The 14,121-nt window shown below is 62.7% G+C and carries 15 protein-coding genes; 6 read left to right on the top strand and 9 right to left on the bottom strand.

Annotated features, from left to right (window positions below; all coding sequences use genetic code 11):
* Positions 1–54: 54 nt before the first annotated feature.
* Complete coding sequence (locus tag ACXX81_RS17540; protein WP_458572123.1) at positions 55–996, bottom strand: FecR domain-containing protein; 942 nt, start codon at positions 994–996, stop codon at positions 55–57.
* Positions 993–1,481, bottom strand: a complete 489-nt coding sequence (locus tag ACXX81_RS17535) for a sigma-70 family RNA polymerase sigma factor (RefSeq protein ID WP_209989011.1) — start codon at positions 1,479–1,481, stop codon at positions 993–995. The genes ACXX81_RS17540 and ACXX81_RS17535 overlap by 4 nt, the downstream gene beginning before the upstream one ends.
* A gap of 170 nt (positions 1,482–1,651) precedes the next feature.
* Here ACXX81_RS17535 and ACXX81_RS17530 point away from each other — a divergent pair, with 170 nt between their 5' ends.
* The 5 genes from ACXX81_RS17530 to ACXX81_RS17510 are packed head-to-tail and all read left to right on the top strand — an operon-like array spanning position 1,652 to position 5,415.
* Positions 1,652–1,954, top strand: a complete 303-nt coding sequence (locus ACXX81_RS17530) for a DUF3649 domain-containing protein (RefSeq protein WP_209989015.1) — start codon at positions 1,652–1,654, stop codon at positions 1,952–1,954.
* Positions 1,951–3,525, top strand: coding sequence for a PepSY-associated TM helix domain-containing protein (locus ACXX81_RS17525; RefSeq protein WP_458572122.1), 1,575 nt, complete (start codon positions 1,951–1,953; stop codon positions 3,523–3,525). The genes ACXX81_RS17530 and ACXX81_RS17525 overlap by 4 nt, the downstream gene beginning before the upstream one ends.
* A 1-nt stretch (position 3,526) precedes the next feature.
* Complete coding sequence (locus tag ACXX81_RS17520) at positions 3,527–3,853, top strand: DUF3325 domain-containing protein (protein WP_458572121.1); 327 nt, start codon at positions 3,527–3,529, stop codon at positions 3,851–3,853.
* A gap of 9 nt (positions 3,854–3,862) precedes the next feature.
* Positions 3,863–4,441, top strand: a complete 579-nt coding sequence (locus ACXX81_RS17515) for an RNA polymerase sigma factor (RefSeq protein ID WP_231423031.1) — start codon at positions 3,863–3,865, stop codon at positions 4,439–4,441.
* Positions 4,438–5,415 (top strand): FecR family protein, encoded by a 978-nt coding sequence (locus ACXX81_RS17510; protein WP_458572120.1) that lies wholly within the window; start codon positions 4,438–4,440, stop codon positions 5,413–5,415. The genes ACXX81_RS17515 and ACXX81_RS17510 overlap by 4 nt, the downstream gene beginning before the upstream one ends.
* Here the strand turns inward: ACXX81_RS17510 and ACXX81_RS17505 are convergent, their stop codons facing one another.
* On the bottom strand, positions 5,416–5,766 hold the full coding sequence (locus tag ACXX81_RS17505) for a glutaredoxin family protein (protein WP_458572119.1): 351 nt from the start codon (positions 5,764–5,766) through the stop codon (positions 5,416–5,418). It abuts the gene before it with no gap.
* On the bottom strand, positions 5,766–6,770 hold the full coding sequence (gene yejK / locus ACXX81_RS17500) for a nucleoid-associated protein YejK (RefSeq protein WP_231423034.1): 1,005 nt from the start codon (positions 6,768–6,770) through the stop codon (positions 5,766–5,768). Before yejK ends, ACXX81_RS17505 begins: the two co-directional genes overlap by 1 nt.
* Positions 6,771–7,167: 397 nt before the next feature.
* Here yejK and ACXX81_RS17495 point away from each other — a divergent pair, with 397 nt between their 5' ends.
* Positions 7,168–7,449, top strand: a complete 282-nt coding sequence (locus tag ACXX81_RS17495) for an HU family DNA-binding protein (protein ID WP_003188840.1) — start codon at positions 7,168–7,170, stop codon at positions 7,447–7,449.
* A 66-nt stretch (positions 7,450–7,515) separates the two neighbouring features.
* Here the strand turns inward: ACXX81_RS17495 and rlmF are convergent, their stop codons facing one another.
* From rlmF to ACXX81_RS17470, 5 genes are all read right to left on the bottom strand, one after another.
* Positions 7,516–8,532, bottom strand: coding sequence for a 23S rRNA (adenine(1618)-N(6))-methyltransferase RlmF (gene rlmF / locus ACXX81_RS17490; protein WP_209989037.1), 1,017 nt, complete (start codon positions 8,530–8,532; stop codon positions 7,516–7,518).
* Positions 8,533–8,663: 131 nt separating this feature from the next.
* Positions 8,664–11,510 (bottom strand): valine--tRNA ligase, encoded by a 2,847-nt coding sequence (locus ACXX81_RS17485; RefSeq protein WP_458572118.1) that lies wholly within the window; start codon positions 11,508–11,510, stop codon positions 8,664–8,666.
* A 210-nt stretch (positions 11,511–11,720) separates the two neighbouring features.
* Positions 11,721–12,068, bottom strand: coding sequence for a hypothetical protein (locus tag ACXX81_RS17480; protein WP_057007053.1), 348 nt, complete (start codon positions 12,066–12,068; stop codon positions 11,721–11,723).
* A 7-nt stretch (positions 12,069–12,075) separates the two neighbouring features.
* Complete coding sequence (locus ACXX81_RS17475) at positions 12,076–12,504, bottom strand: DNA polymerase III subunit chi (RefSeq protein ID WP_322212761.1); 429 nt, start codon at positions 12,502–12,504, stop codon at positions 12,076–12,078.
* Positions 12,505–12,558: 54 nt separating this feature from the next.
* Positions 12,559–14,049 carry a leucyl aminopeptidase gene (locus ACXX81_RS17470; protein WP_231423036.1) on the bottom strand — a complete coding sequence of 497 codons (1,491 nt, stop codon included), beginning with the start codon at positions 14,047–14,049 and terminating at the stop codon, positions 12,559–12,561.
* Between the last annotated feature and the right edge of the window lie 72 nt (positions 14,050–14,121).

Raw genomic sequence — 14,121 nt, 5'->3', positions numbered from 1 at the left:
TCCTTCTCTGTCACGCGAGGTATGGAAAACGGCTCACTCGGTAGAAAAGTATTTTCAGGCGCGCGCCTGCACGGTGACCCAATAGCGGGTAAACCGCCGCACTTTTACCGGCAGGCTGACTTCCAGCAGGTCGAGAATGCGCTCGCTGTCGTCCAGCGGGTAACTGCCGGAGATCAGCAAGTTGGCCACCTGCGGGTCGCAATGGAGCTGGCCGCGCCGGTAGCGGCCCAGCTCGGCGAGGAAATCCTCCAGGCGCATGTGCGCGGCCATCAGCATGCCGTCGGCCCAGGCGCCGCTGTTGGCGTCGGTGGGCCGTGGCGTGTCCCAACCCTTGCGGGTGAAATTGACCTGCCGCGCGGCGTCCACTGTCAACGGCAGGCCGCTGTAGCGGTTGGGCATCACCTCGACATGGCCGTCGAAGACCGCCAGTTGCGTATGGTCATTGAACTGACGCACGTTCAACCGCGCTGCCTGGCTGCTGAGCAGGCCCTGGCCGGTCAGTACGCGCAGCGGTGTGTCGTCGGCGCGGACGGTCAGCAGGATTTCCCCCTCGAGCAGGCGGATCAGCCGCTGTTGACCATCGAAGTGCACATCCACTGCACTGCCGGTGTTGAGTTTGAGCTGACTGCCGTCCGCCAGTTGCACCGTGCGGCGCTGACCCACCGGGCTGCGGTAATCGGCGCTCAGCGGCGGCAGCATATGTTGCTGCCGCAGGCCCCAGGCCGCCGCCGAGCCGGCGCCGAGGATCAACAGCAATTTAAGCGCCTGACGCCGGCTGCTGGATGTGGGCGCGTTCAACGCCGCGTGTGCCAGAGGCGAAGGCATGCCGCGCAGACGCTGGTTGACACGCTGGATGTGGTCCCAGGCGCGCTGGTGTTCGCTGTGGGCATTCAGCCACTGTTGCCAGGCTGCCTGCTGGCGCGGGTTGAGCGCGCCTTGCTGCATTTCCATCAGCCAGTGCACGGCTTGTTCGGCCACCTGGGTCGAGAAATTCATAGGGCAAAGTAGCAGCGCATGGCCGCTTTGTTCAGATGGCGTTTGACGGTGGCGAGGGAGATACCCAGTTCGGCGCCGATCTGCGCGTAGGTCAGGCCATCGAGCTGGGCCAGCAGGAACGCACGTTTGACGGGCGTTGGCAGGCCGTCCAGCAACTGGTCAAGTTCCAGCAGGGTTTGCAGGATGATCGCGCGTTCTTCTTCCGACGGCGCGACCTGTTCCGGCATCTGCGCGAGGGCGTCAAGATAGGCGCGCTCCAGGTCCTGGCGGCGGTAGAAGTTGAACAACACCCGCTTGGCGACGGTGGTGAGGAACGCGCGGGGCTCGATCAGTGTGGGGGTTGGCGGCGCGGTGAGCACGCGCATGAAGGTGTCCTGCGCCAGGTCTGCAGCACTTTCCGGGCAGCCGAGCTTGCGTCGCAACCAGCCGTTGAGCCAGTGGTGATGGTCCTGATACAAGACTTCGACGGTGGTGGACGGGCTCAACGCAAACACTCCGCAAGCATGAGCAAGCTTTAGAGAACAAGAATTGTTCGCATTGTAGGGCGCGCGAGTGGGTTCGGCAATGCGCCAGAGCAGGTGATTCATCCGTTCGGTTTTGCTTATGAGAATATTTATCATTAATATCGCCAGCTGAATAATCTGGCGCCGCCGCAATGAAAAGCAAAACCACACTGCCCGTCTCCTACCGCCTCGCCGTCACCTCACGCGTGCTGGCGGCCGTGGTCGGCGGCTACCTGATGGCGTCTCTGGCCGCTGTTTGCCTGGCGCTGTGGCTGCCGACGTCACGTGCCGATGCGGTGGTGACCGGCATGATGAGCTCATTCGTGTTCTACCTGCTCGCGGTGCTCTGGTGCTTTGCCTGCCGCAGCGCCTGGCGGGCCTGGTTTGGCGTGATGCTGCCGACGGCGGCGTTTGCCACCCTGGCGGGCGTGGGTTTGTGGATGGTGCGCACATGAAAGAGGGCTTTCGTCAGGCCATGGCATGGTTGCACACCTGGGCCGGACTGATCTTTGGCTGGCTGTTGTTTGCGATTTTTCTGACAGGCACCCTGGCCTATTTCAAGGACGAGATTACCCACTGGATGCAGCCCGAGGTGCAGGCGCATCCGCTGGACGATGCGCGCAGCCTCACCGTCGCCCAGGCCTACCTGCAGCAGCAGGCGCCCGACGCCGCGCGCTGGTTCATCACCTTGCCCAACAGCCGCGATCCCGGCCTGTCGGTGATGTGGCAAGACAAGCTCGACCCCGGCAAGCGCGGCAATTTCGTCCAGAAGGTCGTTGACCCGGTCAGCGGCCAGGCCGTTCAAGCCCGCGACAGCAAAGGCGGCGAGTTCTTCTACCGTTTCCATTTCCAGCTGCAAATGCCTTATCCATGGGGCCGCTGGCTGTCGACCCTCGCGGCCATGGTGATGTTCGTGGCGCTGATCACCGGCATCATCACCCACAAGAAAATCTTCAAGGACTTCTTCACCTTCCGTCCGCGCAAGGGCCAGCGTTCGTGGCTTGACGGGCATAACGCGGTGGGAGTGCTGGTGCTGCCATTCCACTTGATGATCACCTACAGCAGCCTGGTGATCTTCATGAGCATGGTCATGCCGGCGCCCATCATGGCGTCCTACGGCGACGACAGCCGCGCGTTCTTCAGCGAGTTGTTCCCCGCCACCGACAACGCACCGGCCCTCGGGCAGCCGGCGCCGTTGCAGTCGCTGGTGCCGATGTACACGCAGGCTCGCGCGCAATGGGCGGGCGGGCAGGTCGGCCGGCTGGCGGTGAACAACCCGGGCGATGTGAACGCGTCGGTGAACATATTCCGCTCAGGCTCCGACCGTGTGGCGCAGGATTTTGGCAGCGTGGTGTCGTTTAACGGCGCCACGGGTGAGTTGCTGCGGGTGGGCGGCGGGCAGTCGTTGCCGACGCTGGTCAGCGGCACGTTCTATGGCCTGCACATCGGCCATTTCGCTGGCCCGATGCTGCGCTGGCTGTACTTCATCTGTGGCCTGGCCGGCACGGCGATGATCGGCACCGGGCTGGTAATGTGGCTGGGCAAGCGCCAGCTCAAGCACGCCAGGACCGGCGTCATGCCGTTTGAATTGCGACTGGTGGAGATGCTGAACATCGCCAGCATGTCCGGGCTGTTGATCGCCATCGGCGCATTCTTCTGGGCCAACCGCCTGTTGCCGGCGAGCTTTGCCGAGCGTTCCGGCCGGGAGGTGCAGGCGTTCTTTATTGCCTGGGGCCTGAGTCTGTTGCATGCCGCGCTGCGCCGCGGGCGCCAGGGCTGGGTCGAGCAACTGAGCTGCGCTGCGCTGTTGTTTGCGGCCGTGCCGCTGTTGAACGCCCTCACCACCGATCAGCACTTGGGTGTGTCACTGGCCAGGGGCGACTGGGCCATGGCCGGCTTCGACCTGACATGCCTGGGCAGCGGAGCCTTCCTGGCCTGGGCTGCGTGGAAGATGCGGCACCGCACGGCGCCTCGGCCCAAGGCCGAACGCGCCCATCGGCTGAACCTCAAGCAGGAGGCTCACTGACATGCTGCTCGCGTTGCTGTTGTGCTACGTCGGATTCACTGCGCTGTGCCTGTCCACCGACCGGCACCACGGCGAGCTGCTGCACAGCAAGCCAACGCCACGGCGCCGTGTCGGTTTGCGCGTGAGCGGCTGGCTGCTGTTGCCCGGCTCGATCTGGCCGGCCGTCGCCGCTGCCGGCTGGAGCCAGGGCCTGGTGGAGTGGTGCGCGGTGCTGATGCTCAGCGCACTGCTGCTGGTGCTGCTGTTGCCGTACTGGCCAAGGCTGGCCTTGAGCCTGGCGGGTGCCGGGTTGTTGGCCAGCCCCGTTGCGGCGTTTGTGACCCTCTGAGCCCACGCCATGATCATCAGCACGCCACCGGATTCCGAAGACAGCCCGCCCGTTGATGCGATGTGCGGCCGTGCGTATTTTCTGCAGGTGTTTTTGTCCCAGCGTTCGCAGATGGAAGCCCTGGTGAGCCGGCGCGTCGGTTGCCGCGCGACAGCGGCCGACCTGGTGCAGGATTTATTCCTGCGCTTCTGGCGCCGGCCGCTGGTGCAGGTCGAAGAACTCAGCACCTACCTGCTGCGCTGCGCCGGCAATATCGCCATTGACCACCTGCGCAGCGAAGGCGCCCGTGTGCGCAGCCGTGAAGGCTGGCTGCCGGAGCAACAGGACAATCACGGCGCCGAACCCCAGGCCGCGCTGGAGGCGGGCAACGACCTGCGCCACGTCGAAGCCGCCCTGCGCAGCCTGCCGGAGCGCACCCGGCAGATTTTCCTGCTCAATCGCATCCACGGGCGCAAATACGCGCAGATCGCCAAGGCCATGGGGCTGTCCCAAAGTGCCGTGGAAAAACATATGATGCGCGCCCTCGAAGCCTGCAAGGCCAGTCTTCGCGAGCCACCGCCGCCACGCACGCCAGGGAAAGCACCGTGAACGTCCAACCGACCCCCGCCCAGCAACAGGCCGCGCTCGCCTGGCTGAGCCTGCTGCACGATGAGCCCAGCAGCGGCGACCAGTTCAGGTTCAGCCACTGGCTGCGCGCCGACCCCGCCCATGCCGAGGCCTACTCCCAGGCCCAGGTGCTGTGGGAATTGAGCGAAGGGCCTGCGCGAACACTCGCGGATGAAGAGGCGCTTGCGTTGCAGGGCTACCTGAACGCCATGGCCACCTCCAGGCGCTCGCGGGTGGCGCGCTGGTCGGGCGCGCTGGCGATGGCCGCCTGTCTGCTGTTGATGGTATCGATGGGCGCCGGCTGGCAGCCGTCGCGTTGGGTCGATGACCTGGGCGCCGATTACGTGACCGCGCCGGGGGAGGTAAAGACCTTTATGCTCGCCGATCAATCCAGCGTCACCCTCGATGCGGACAGCGCGATTGCCGTGGATTTCAGCCACGGTGAGCGGCTTATCCGGCTGCGTCGCGGTGCCGGTTTTTTCAAGGTCAGCCACACTGGCGAGCCCTTTGTGGTCGAGGCGGGCAGTGGCGAAGCGCGGGTGCTGGGCACACAGTTCGAAGTGCGCCTGCAACCGGCGGGCGTCGAGGTAACGGTGTTGTCCGGGCGGGTCGGTGTCACCGCGTCGAAGCAAGGCCCGCAACAGATCCTGACGGCCGGCCAGCAAGTGGCTTATGCCGATGGGCGGGTCGAGCCCTTGCACGCGGTCGACAGCGAATCACGCCTGGCCTGGCGCGAGGGTTGGCTCAATTATTACAAGGCGCCGTTGGCCGACGTGATCAAGGACCTGGGCCGCTATTATCCGGGGCGCATCCTGTTGCTCAACGAGAAGATGGGCGCCAGGCGCGTGAGCGGCAGCTTTCCAAGCAAGGACCCGGCGGCCGTGCTGACGGCTTTGCAGGCCGTGCTGGGGTTTGAGCAACACAGCCTGCTGGGCCGGGTGATCGTGGTGCGCTGATTATTTCAGCGCCGCCATGATCGCGTCCGGGTTGTAATCCCGAATCAACGTGCCGTTCACGTCCACAAACGGAATGCCGCCGCCGCCCAGCGCTTCGTACGCCGTGCGGGCCTGGGCGTCCTTCTCTATATCGAAGGCCTGGTACGCAATGCGTTTCTTGTCCAGGAAGCGGCGGATCTGCTTGCAGTAGCCACACCATTGCGTGGAATAAAGCACCACGCGCGCCGAGGTGCGTACCTGCTCCGACACCACCTGCGACGGGTTGAACAGCCGCTCGATCTTGCCCCAGTTCTGGATCACCACCACGACCAGCAACACCAGCAGGACTTTTTTAAAGACCCCGCCGAGCATCAGTTGCGGCGCTTGAGCTGGTCGGTCAGTTGGGTCGGCAAGCCCTTGATGATCAGCGTGCCTGCGGCTTCGTCGTACTCGATCTTGTCGCCCAGCAGGTGCGCTTCAAAGCTGATCGAGAGGCCTTCGGCGCGGCCGGTGAAGCGGCGGAACTGGTTAAGGGTGCGCTTATCGGCCGGAATCTCCGGCGACAGGCCGTAATCCTTGTTGCGGATGTGGTCGTAGAACGCTTTGGGCCTATCCTCGTCGATCAGGCCCGACAGTTCTTCCAGGCCCATGGGCTCGCCAAGCTTGGCCTGGCTGCTGGCGTAGTCCACCAGGGTCTTGGTCTTTTCGCGGGCGGACTCGTCCGGCAGGTCTTCGCTCTCAACGAAGTCGCTGAACGCCTTGAGCAGGGTTCGGGTTTCGCCGGGGCCGTCGACGCCTTCCTGGCAGCCGATGAAGTCGCGGAAGTATTCCGAGACCTTCTTGCCGTTCTTGCCCTTGATGAACGAGATGTACTGCCTGGACTGTTTGTTGTTCTGCCACTCGGACACGTTGATGCGCGCCGCCAGGTGCAACTGGCCAAGGTCCAGATGGCGCGACGGGGTTACGTCCAGCTCGTCGGTCACCGCAACGCCTTCGCTGTGGTGGAGCAGGGCGATCGCCAGGTAGTCGGTCATGCCCTGTTGGTAGTGGGCAAACAGCACATGGCCGCCGGTGGAGAGGTTGGACTCTTCCATCAGCTTTTGCAGATGCTCGACCGCTGTGCGGCTGAAGGTGGTGAAATCCTGGCCGCCGTCGAAATACTCTTTCAACCAGCCGCTGAACGGATGCGCGCCGGACTCAGCATGGAAAAACCCCCAGGCCTTGCCCTGCTTGGCGTTGTAGCTCTCGTTGAGGTCGGCCAGCATGTTCTCGATGGCGGCCGATTCGGACAGCTCCGAGTCGCGCGCGTGAAGAACTGCAGGTGTGCCGTCGGGTTTTTTGTCGATCAGGTGGACGATGCAATGACGGATCGGCATAGGCTTCTCGGCTGGTTGAGGGGGAGCGGTGGGCCTCCCCAAAAAGTCGTCCAGTGTACCGCACCCATTGGTCGGGGGGCGCCTGGAAGGTGTTTTGCGCGCTCGCTTACGGGCCATATGCCTTTTTTTCACGGTTTAGAGCGATAAAGCTGACCAAATGGGTAGGTAGAGGCGGATATTTCCCCGTCTCTGTGCTAGTTTTGCCCGGTCTTGCGCCAAGTCTCGGCGTTAAGCGTGCATTCAGCATCTGTCAGGTCGAACCAATCCCTGTTTAGAGCATCTATAACCCCGATCTCCGACGGTTATAAGCCAGGGGTGCCAGGCCTAGATGGCAGGGCTCGATGGCTGACACTGCACTCTGCAATCCATATGAATTTGATAGGGAAGGAACACCACAATGGCTATTACTAAAGACCAACTGATCGCTGACCTGGCTGAAGCAGTAGACGCACCGAAAACCACCGTGCGCGCTCTGCTGGACCAACTGAGCCAGGTTGTTGCCGATCAGCTGGAAAACGGCGGCGAAATCACTCTGCCAGGCGTTGGCAAACTGAAAGTGACCGAGCGTCCTGCCCGTACTGGCCGTAACCCTTCGACTGGCGCTGCCATCGAAATCGCTGCCAAAAAAGTTATCAAGCTGGTTGTGGCCAAAGGCCTGACCGACGCTGTTAACAAGTAAGACGCAGAAAAAAAACCGTGCTCCGGAGCGATCCGGGCACGGTTTTTTGTTGCCTGCGATTCAGTCCTAGCGCACCCAGCGCTGGCGCCACAGCTGCTGTTCGTTTTTGGTCTGGAAAGTCCAGGCCACGAACCGGCTCTGCTTTTGCCCCTGTGACATTTCCACCACCTGGCTCTCCAGCACGCCAGCTTTTTTCAGGGCGGTTTCGATGGCCGGCAGGTTGGAGGCTTTTGACACCAGGGTGCTGAACCACAGCACCTTGTGCGCAAAATGCGCGCTCTCGGCAATCAACTGCGTCACGAAGCGCGCTTCGCCGCCTTCACACCACAGCTCGGCCGACTGACCACCGAAGTTCAGCACCGGCAGCTTGCGCTTCGGATCGGCCCTGCCCAGGGCACGCCATTTGCGTTCACTGCCCTTGGTGGCTTCATCCATGGACGCGTGGAACGGCGGGTTGCACATGGTCAGGTCAAAACGCTCGCCCGGCTCCAGCAGGCCCAGCAGGATCTGCTTCGGGTTGGGTTGCAGGCGCAACTGGATAACCTTGCTCAGGTCGTTGGACTGCACGATGGCCTTGGCCGCTGCGACGGCGGTAGGGTCCACCTCGGAGCCGAGGAAGTTCCAGCGGTATTCCATATAGCCAATCAGCGGGTAGACGCAGTTGGCGCCCATGCCGATATCCAGCACCTTGACGATCGAACCACGCGGGATCTTGCCTTCATTGCCGCTGGCCAGCAGGTCGGCGAGGAAGTGCACGTAGTCGGCGCGCCCCGGCACCGGCGGGCACAGGTAGTCGGCCGGTATATCCCAATGCTGGATGCCATAGAACGACTTGAGCAACGCCCGATTGAAAACGCGCACCGCGTCGGGGCTGGCGAAGTCGATGCTTTCCTTGCCATACGGGTTGATGATCACGAATTGCGCCAGTTCCGGCGTGGTCTTGATCAACGCCGGGAAGTCGTAACGGCCCGTGTGGCGGTTGCGCGGGTGCAGGGTAGCCTCTTTGCGCGGTGCGACGGGCTTGGCCGTGGCGGCGGTTTTGGGCTTCTTGCGCGGAGGTTTGGGCGTAGTGGGGGCGGTCATGTTGATTCTGGTGTTGGCTCAAAGTGGTGGGCATTGTCACACATTCCCCCTGTCTACCTGGGTTAAATGTGGGAGGGTTTGCCACATAAAAAAAGAGACCCGAAGGTCTCTTTTCTCACACGGCTCAAGCCTTACAGGCTGGAAATCCGCGCATGCTGCTCCGCCAGCTTGCCCAGGGCCTGTTCAGCCTCGGCCAGCTTGGCGCGTTCCTTGTCGATCACTTCAGCCGGCGCCTTGTCGACGAATGCCGCGTTGGACAGCTTGCCGCCCACCCGTTGCACTTCGCCTTGCAGGCGCAGTATTTCCTTGTCGAGACGGGCCAGTTCCGCGCCCTTGTCGATCAGCCCGGCCATCGGCACCAGCACTTCCATGTCGCCCACCAGTGCGGTGGCAGACAGCGGTGCTTCGGCGCCATCAGCCAGCACGGTGATCGACTCCAGCTTCGCCAGTTTCTTGAGCAGCGCATCGTTCTCATCGAGACGACGCTGATCCTCGGCGCTGGCGTTCTTGACGAACACGGCGAGTGGCTTGCCCGGCCCGATGTTCATTTCGGCGCGGATGTTGCGCGTGCCGAGCATCAGCGTCTTGAGCCATTCGATATCGCTTTCGGCGGCTTCATCGATGCGGGCTTCATTGGCCACCGGCCACGGCTGCAGCATGATGGTTTTGCCGTCGATACCGGCCAGCGGCGCCAGGCGCTGCCAGATTTCTTCGGTGATGAACGGCATGAACGGATGCGCCAGGCGCAGCGCCACTTCCAGCACGCGCACCAGGGTGCGACGGGTGCCGCGCTGGCGTTCGACCGGCGCGTTTTCGTCCCACAGCACCGGCTTGGACAGCTCCAGGTACCAGTCGCAATACTGGTTCCAGATGAACTCGTACAAGGCCTGCGCGGCCAGGTCGAAACGGAACTGGTCGAGCTGGCGGGTTACTTCGGCTTCGGTGCGCTGCAACTGCGAGATGATCCAGCGATCGGCCAGGCTCAGCTCATAGGCTTCGCCGTTCTGGCCGCAGTCCTCGCCTTTGTCCAGCACGTAGCGCGCGGCGTTCCAGATCTTGTTGCAGAAGTTGCGATAGCCTTCGACGCGGCCCATGTCGAACTTGATGTCGCGACCGGTGGACGCCAGCGAGCAGAAGGTAAAGCGCAGGGCGTCGGTGCCATAGCTGGCAATACCATCGGCGAACTCGTCGCGGGTCTGCTTCTCGATCTTCTTCGCCAGTTTCGGCTGCATCAGGCCCGAGGTGCGTTTCTGCACCAGGGTTTCCAGGTCGATGCCGTCGATGATGTCCAGCGGGTCCAGGACGTTACCCTTGGACTTGGACATCTTCTGGCCCTGGCCATCACGCACCAGGCCGTGCACGTACACGGTCTTGAACGGTACCTGCGGCGTGCCGTCCTCGTTCTTCACCAGGTGCATGGTCAGCATGATCATCCGGGCAACCCAGAAGAAAATGATATCGAAACCAGTGACCAGCACGTCGGTGGAGTGGAATTTCTTGAGGAATTCAGTCTGCTGCGGCCAGCCGAGTGTCGAGAACGTCCACAGGCCCGAGCTGAACCAGGTGTCCAGTACGTCGTTGTCCTGTTGCAGCGCAATGTCGGCTCCGAGGTTGTGCTTGGCACGCACTTCGGCTTCGTCGCGGCCGACATAGACCTTGCCCGACTCGTCGTACCAGGCCGGAATACGGTGGCCCCACCACAGCTGACGGCTGATGCACCAATCCTGAATGTCGCGCATCCAAGAGAAGTACATGTTTTCGTACTGCTTGGGCACGAACTGGATGCGGCCGTCTTCGACAGCAGCAATGGCAGGCTCGGCCAACGGCTTGGTGGACACGTACCACTGGTCGGTCAACCACGGCTCGATGACGGTGCCGGAACGGTCGCCCTTCGGCACTTTCAGGCCGTGGTCGTCGACGCTGACCAGCAAGCCGGCGGCATCGAACGCGGCGACGATTTGCTTGCGCGCTTCAAAGCGGTCCAGGCCTGCGTACGCGGCCGGGATTTTGCCGTCGATGCTGTCGTTGAGTGTGCCGTCCAGGTTGAACACCTGGCAGGCTGGCAATACGGCGGCGTTTTTATCGAAGATGTTCAGCAGCGGCAGGTTGTGGCGCTTGCCGACTTCATAGTCGTTGAAGTCGTGGGCCGGGGTGATCTTCACGCAGCCGGTGCCGAATTCGGGGTCGCAGTAGTCGTCCGCGATGATCGGAATGCGGCGGCCGACCAGCGGCAGCTCGACGAATTTGCCGATCAGGGCCTGGTAGCGCTCGTCATTCGGGTTAACCGCGACGGCGGCGTCGCCGAGCATGGTTTCCGGACGGGTCGTGGCGACGATCAGGTAGTCGTTGCCTTCGGCGGTTTTGGCGCCGTCGGCCAGCGGGTACTTGAGGTTCCACAGGAAGCCTTTCTCGTCGTGATTTTCCACTTCAAGATCGGAGATTGCCGTGTGCAGCTTGGTGTCCCAATTGACCAGGCGCTTGCCGCGGTAGATCAGGCCGTCTTCATGCAGGCGCACGAAGGCTTCTTTAACGGCCTCCGACAGGCCGTCGTCCATGGTGAACCGCTCGCGGCTCCAGTCGACGGACGAACCCAGGCGGCGGATCTGACGGCTGATATTGCCGCCGGACTGGTCCTTCCATTCCCAGATCTTTTCCAGGAATTTCTCGCGGCCCAGGTCATGACGGCTTTGGCCGGTGGCTTCCAGTTGACGCTCCACCAGCATCTGCGTGGCGATGCCGGCGTGGTCGGTGCCCGGCTGCCACAGGGTGTCTCGACCCTGCATGCGGCGGAAACGGATCAACGCATCCATGATCGCATTGTTGAAGCCATGGCCCATGTGCAGGCTGCCAGTGACGTTCGGTGGCGGAATCATGATGGTGTAGGGGTCGCCCGCACCTTGTGGGGCGAAATAGTTCTCGGACTCCCAGGTGTTGTACCAGGAAGTTTCAATAGCGTGGGGCTGATAGGTCTTATCCATGCGCGGCGGGACCCTAGTTGGCATTTATTCAGGAAAGCCGGCAAGTATAACGGGGGATAGGGGAGAGGGCGAGACGAAGACAGGCTTAAGGGATATGCGATCAACTGTGGGAGGGGGCTTGCTCCCGATAATGGCGGATCAGCTATGAATTGATGACTGACACACCGCTATCGGGAGCAAGCCCCCTCCCACACGGGATATGGGTGAAGCTCAGGACTGGTATTGGCTGAGCAACCGCTCCATTCGCGCATCCAGCCGGCGCTTGATCTCGGTTTCGATGTGCGGTGCGAAGTCGTCGATCACGTCCTGCATGATCAATTGCGCAGCGGCCCGCAGTTCGTTGTCCAGGTGCAGCAACAAGGCGTCCTGCGGTTTTTCCGCTGTGGCGGCAGCGGGTTGCGGGGTTGGCGTGTCGAACGCCATGGCAATCTGTGCCTCGTCCATGACCGCTTCGGTCAGCAACGGCGGCTGCAGGTCGTCATCACCCAGCAGTTGACGGATCGACTCGAGGTCGTCCAGTAAATGGTCGTCTTTTTTAATCGGGTTTGGCGTGTCCATCATCTACTCAAAGTCGTTGTAGCCGGTGATCCTGCAGAGGATAGCCCTGTTCGCGATAGAAACGAAAACTCTCCCGCGCGGCCTGACGAACAGCCGGATCTTCCACCACCACCTCCGCCACGCGGGCGAATGCACTGGCAAAGGCCGGTACTTTCAGGTCCAGGTTGATCAGCAGGTCTTGGTGATCGCCGCAGCCGTCGCCCAACCCCAGCACCACACGGCCGTCGGGCTCGGATTCTGCGGGGCCGTGGGGCACGAAGCTTTCGCCCTTGAAGCGCCACAGGCGCGCATCCAGCTCATCGCGCTGGCCGGCATCGCTGCAATGCAGGTAGATGCGGTGGCCCATGCGCCAGGCTTTTTCGGTGAGTTTGCAGGCAAAGTCCAGGCGCGCGAGCGGGTCGGCGCTGGGCAATATATAGAAGTCGACTTGGGTCATTGCGGTTCCTGAGGCCGGGACGGCGAAATGATCACCGCCCCGGCGTCTTCAGTTTCAGGCCTTGGCGCGATCCAGCAGGTACTGGGTCAGCAGGGGCACCGGACGGCCGGTGGCGCCCTTGTCCTTGCCGCCGCTGGTCCAGGCGGTGCCGGCGATGTCCAGGTGGGCCCAGTTGAAGTTCTTGGCAAAGCGCGACAGGAAGCAGGCGGCCGTGATGGTGCCGGCTTTCGGGCCACCGATGTTGGCGATGTCGGCGAACGGGCTGTCCAGCTGCTCCTGGTACTCGTCGAACAGCGGCAATTGCCAGGCGCGGTCGTCGGCTGCCTGACCGGCGCTGAGCAGTTGCTCGATCAGTTCATCGTTATTGCCCAGCAGGCCCGAAGTGTGGGCGCCCAGGGCGACCACGCAGGCGCCGGTCAGGGTGGCGATGTCGATCACGGCCTGTGGCTTGAAGCGCTCGGCGTAGGTGAGGGCGTCGCACAGCACCAGGCGGCCTTCGGCGTCGGTGTTGAGGATCTCGACGGTCTGGCCGCTCAGGGTAGTGACGATATCGCCCGGACGGGTCGCGCCGCCGCTCGGCATGTTCTCGGCGCAGGCCAGGATGCACACCAGGTTGATTGGCAGCTTGAGTTCCAGCACGGCACGCAGGGTGCCGAACACGCTCGCGGCGCCACCCATGTCGTACTTCATCTCATCCATGCCCAGGCCAGGCTTGAGGCTGATGCCGCCGGTGTCGAACGTGATGCCTTTACCTACCAGGGCGTAAGGCTTCTCGGATTTCTTGCCGCCGTTGTATTGCATCACGATCAAGCGTGGAGGCTGGTCGCTGCCCTGACCCACGGCGTAGAACGAGCCCATGCCCAGTTCCTTGATCTTTTTCTCGTCCAGCACTTCAACCTTCAGCCCCTTGAACTCCTTGCCCAGTGCCTTGGCCTGTTCGCCCAGGTACGTCGGGTGGCAGATGTTCGGCGGCAGGTTGCCCAGGTCACGGGTGAACGACATGCCGTTGGCAATCGCGGTGGCGTGGGTCACGGCGCGCTGCACTTCGGCCTGGGCGGCCTTGATGGTCAGCAGGGTGATTTTCTTGAGCGCGCGCGGTTCGGCTTTCTGGCTCTTGAATTGATCGAACACGTAGCCGCCGTCCACCAGGCTTTCGGCCAGCAGGCGGGTCTTGCCATAGCTGTCACGGCCCTTGACGACGATTTCATCGAGTGCCAGTACGGCCTCGGTGCCGCCCAGGCCCTTGAGGGTGGTGAGCAGGGTGCTGATGATCTTGCGGAACGGACGGTCGCCCAGTTCGGCGTCCTTGCCCACGCCCACCAGCAATACGCGGTCGGCCTTGAGGTTGGGCAGGCTTTGCAGCAGCAGGCACTGGCCCACTTTTCCGGCCAGGTCGCCGCGCTTGAGGATCGCGCTGATGGCGCCGCCGCTCAATTCGTCGAGTTGGCTGGCGGCGACGCCCAGCTTGCGGCCTTCGCCGATGGCGACCACGAGGGTGGCGGTCTTCAACGTTTCGGGGCTAACGCTTTTTACAACCAGTTCCATGTTCGGGTCCCTTATAAAGGTCGGTGAGCCTGGCGTCTGTATAGCCAGGCTTAAAGCGAGGCAGCTGTGTAA

Source organism: Pseudomonas sp. GNP013 (assembly GCF_054343995.1).
The sequence above is the reverse complement of the archived record's forward strand: the minus strand, read 5'-3'. Positions and strand labels throughout refer to the sequence as shown.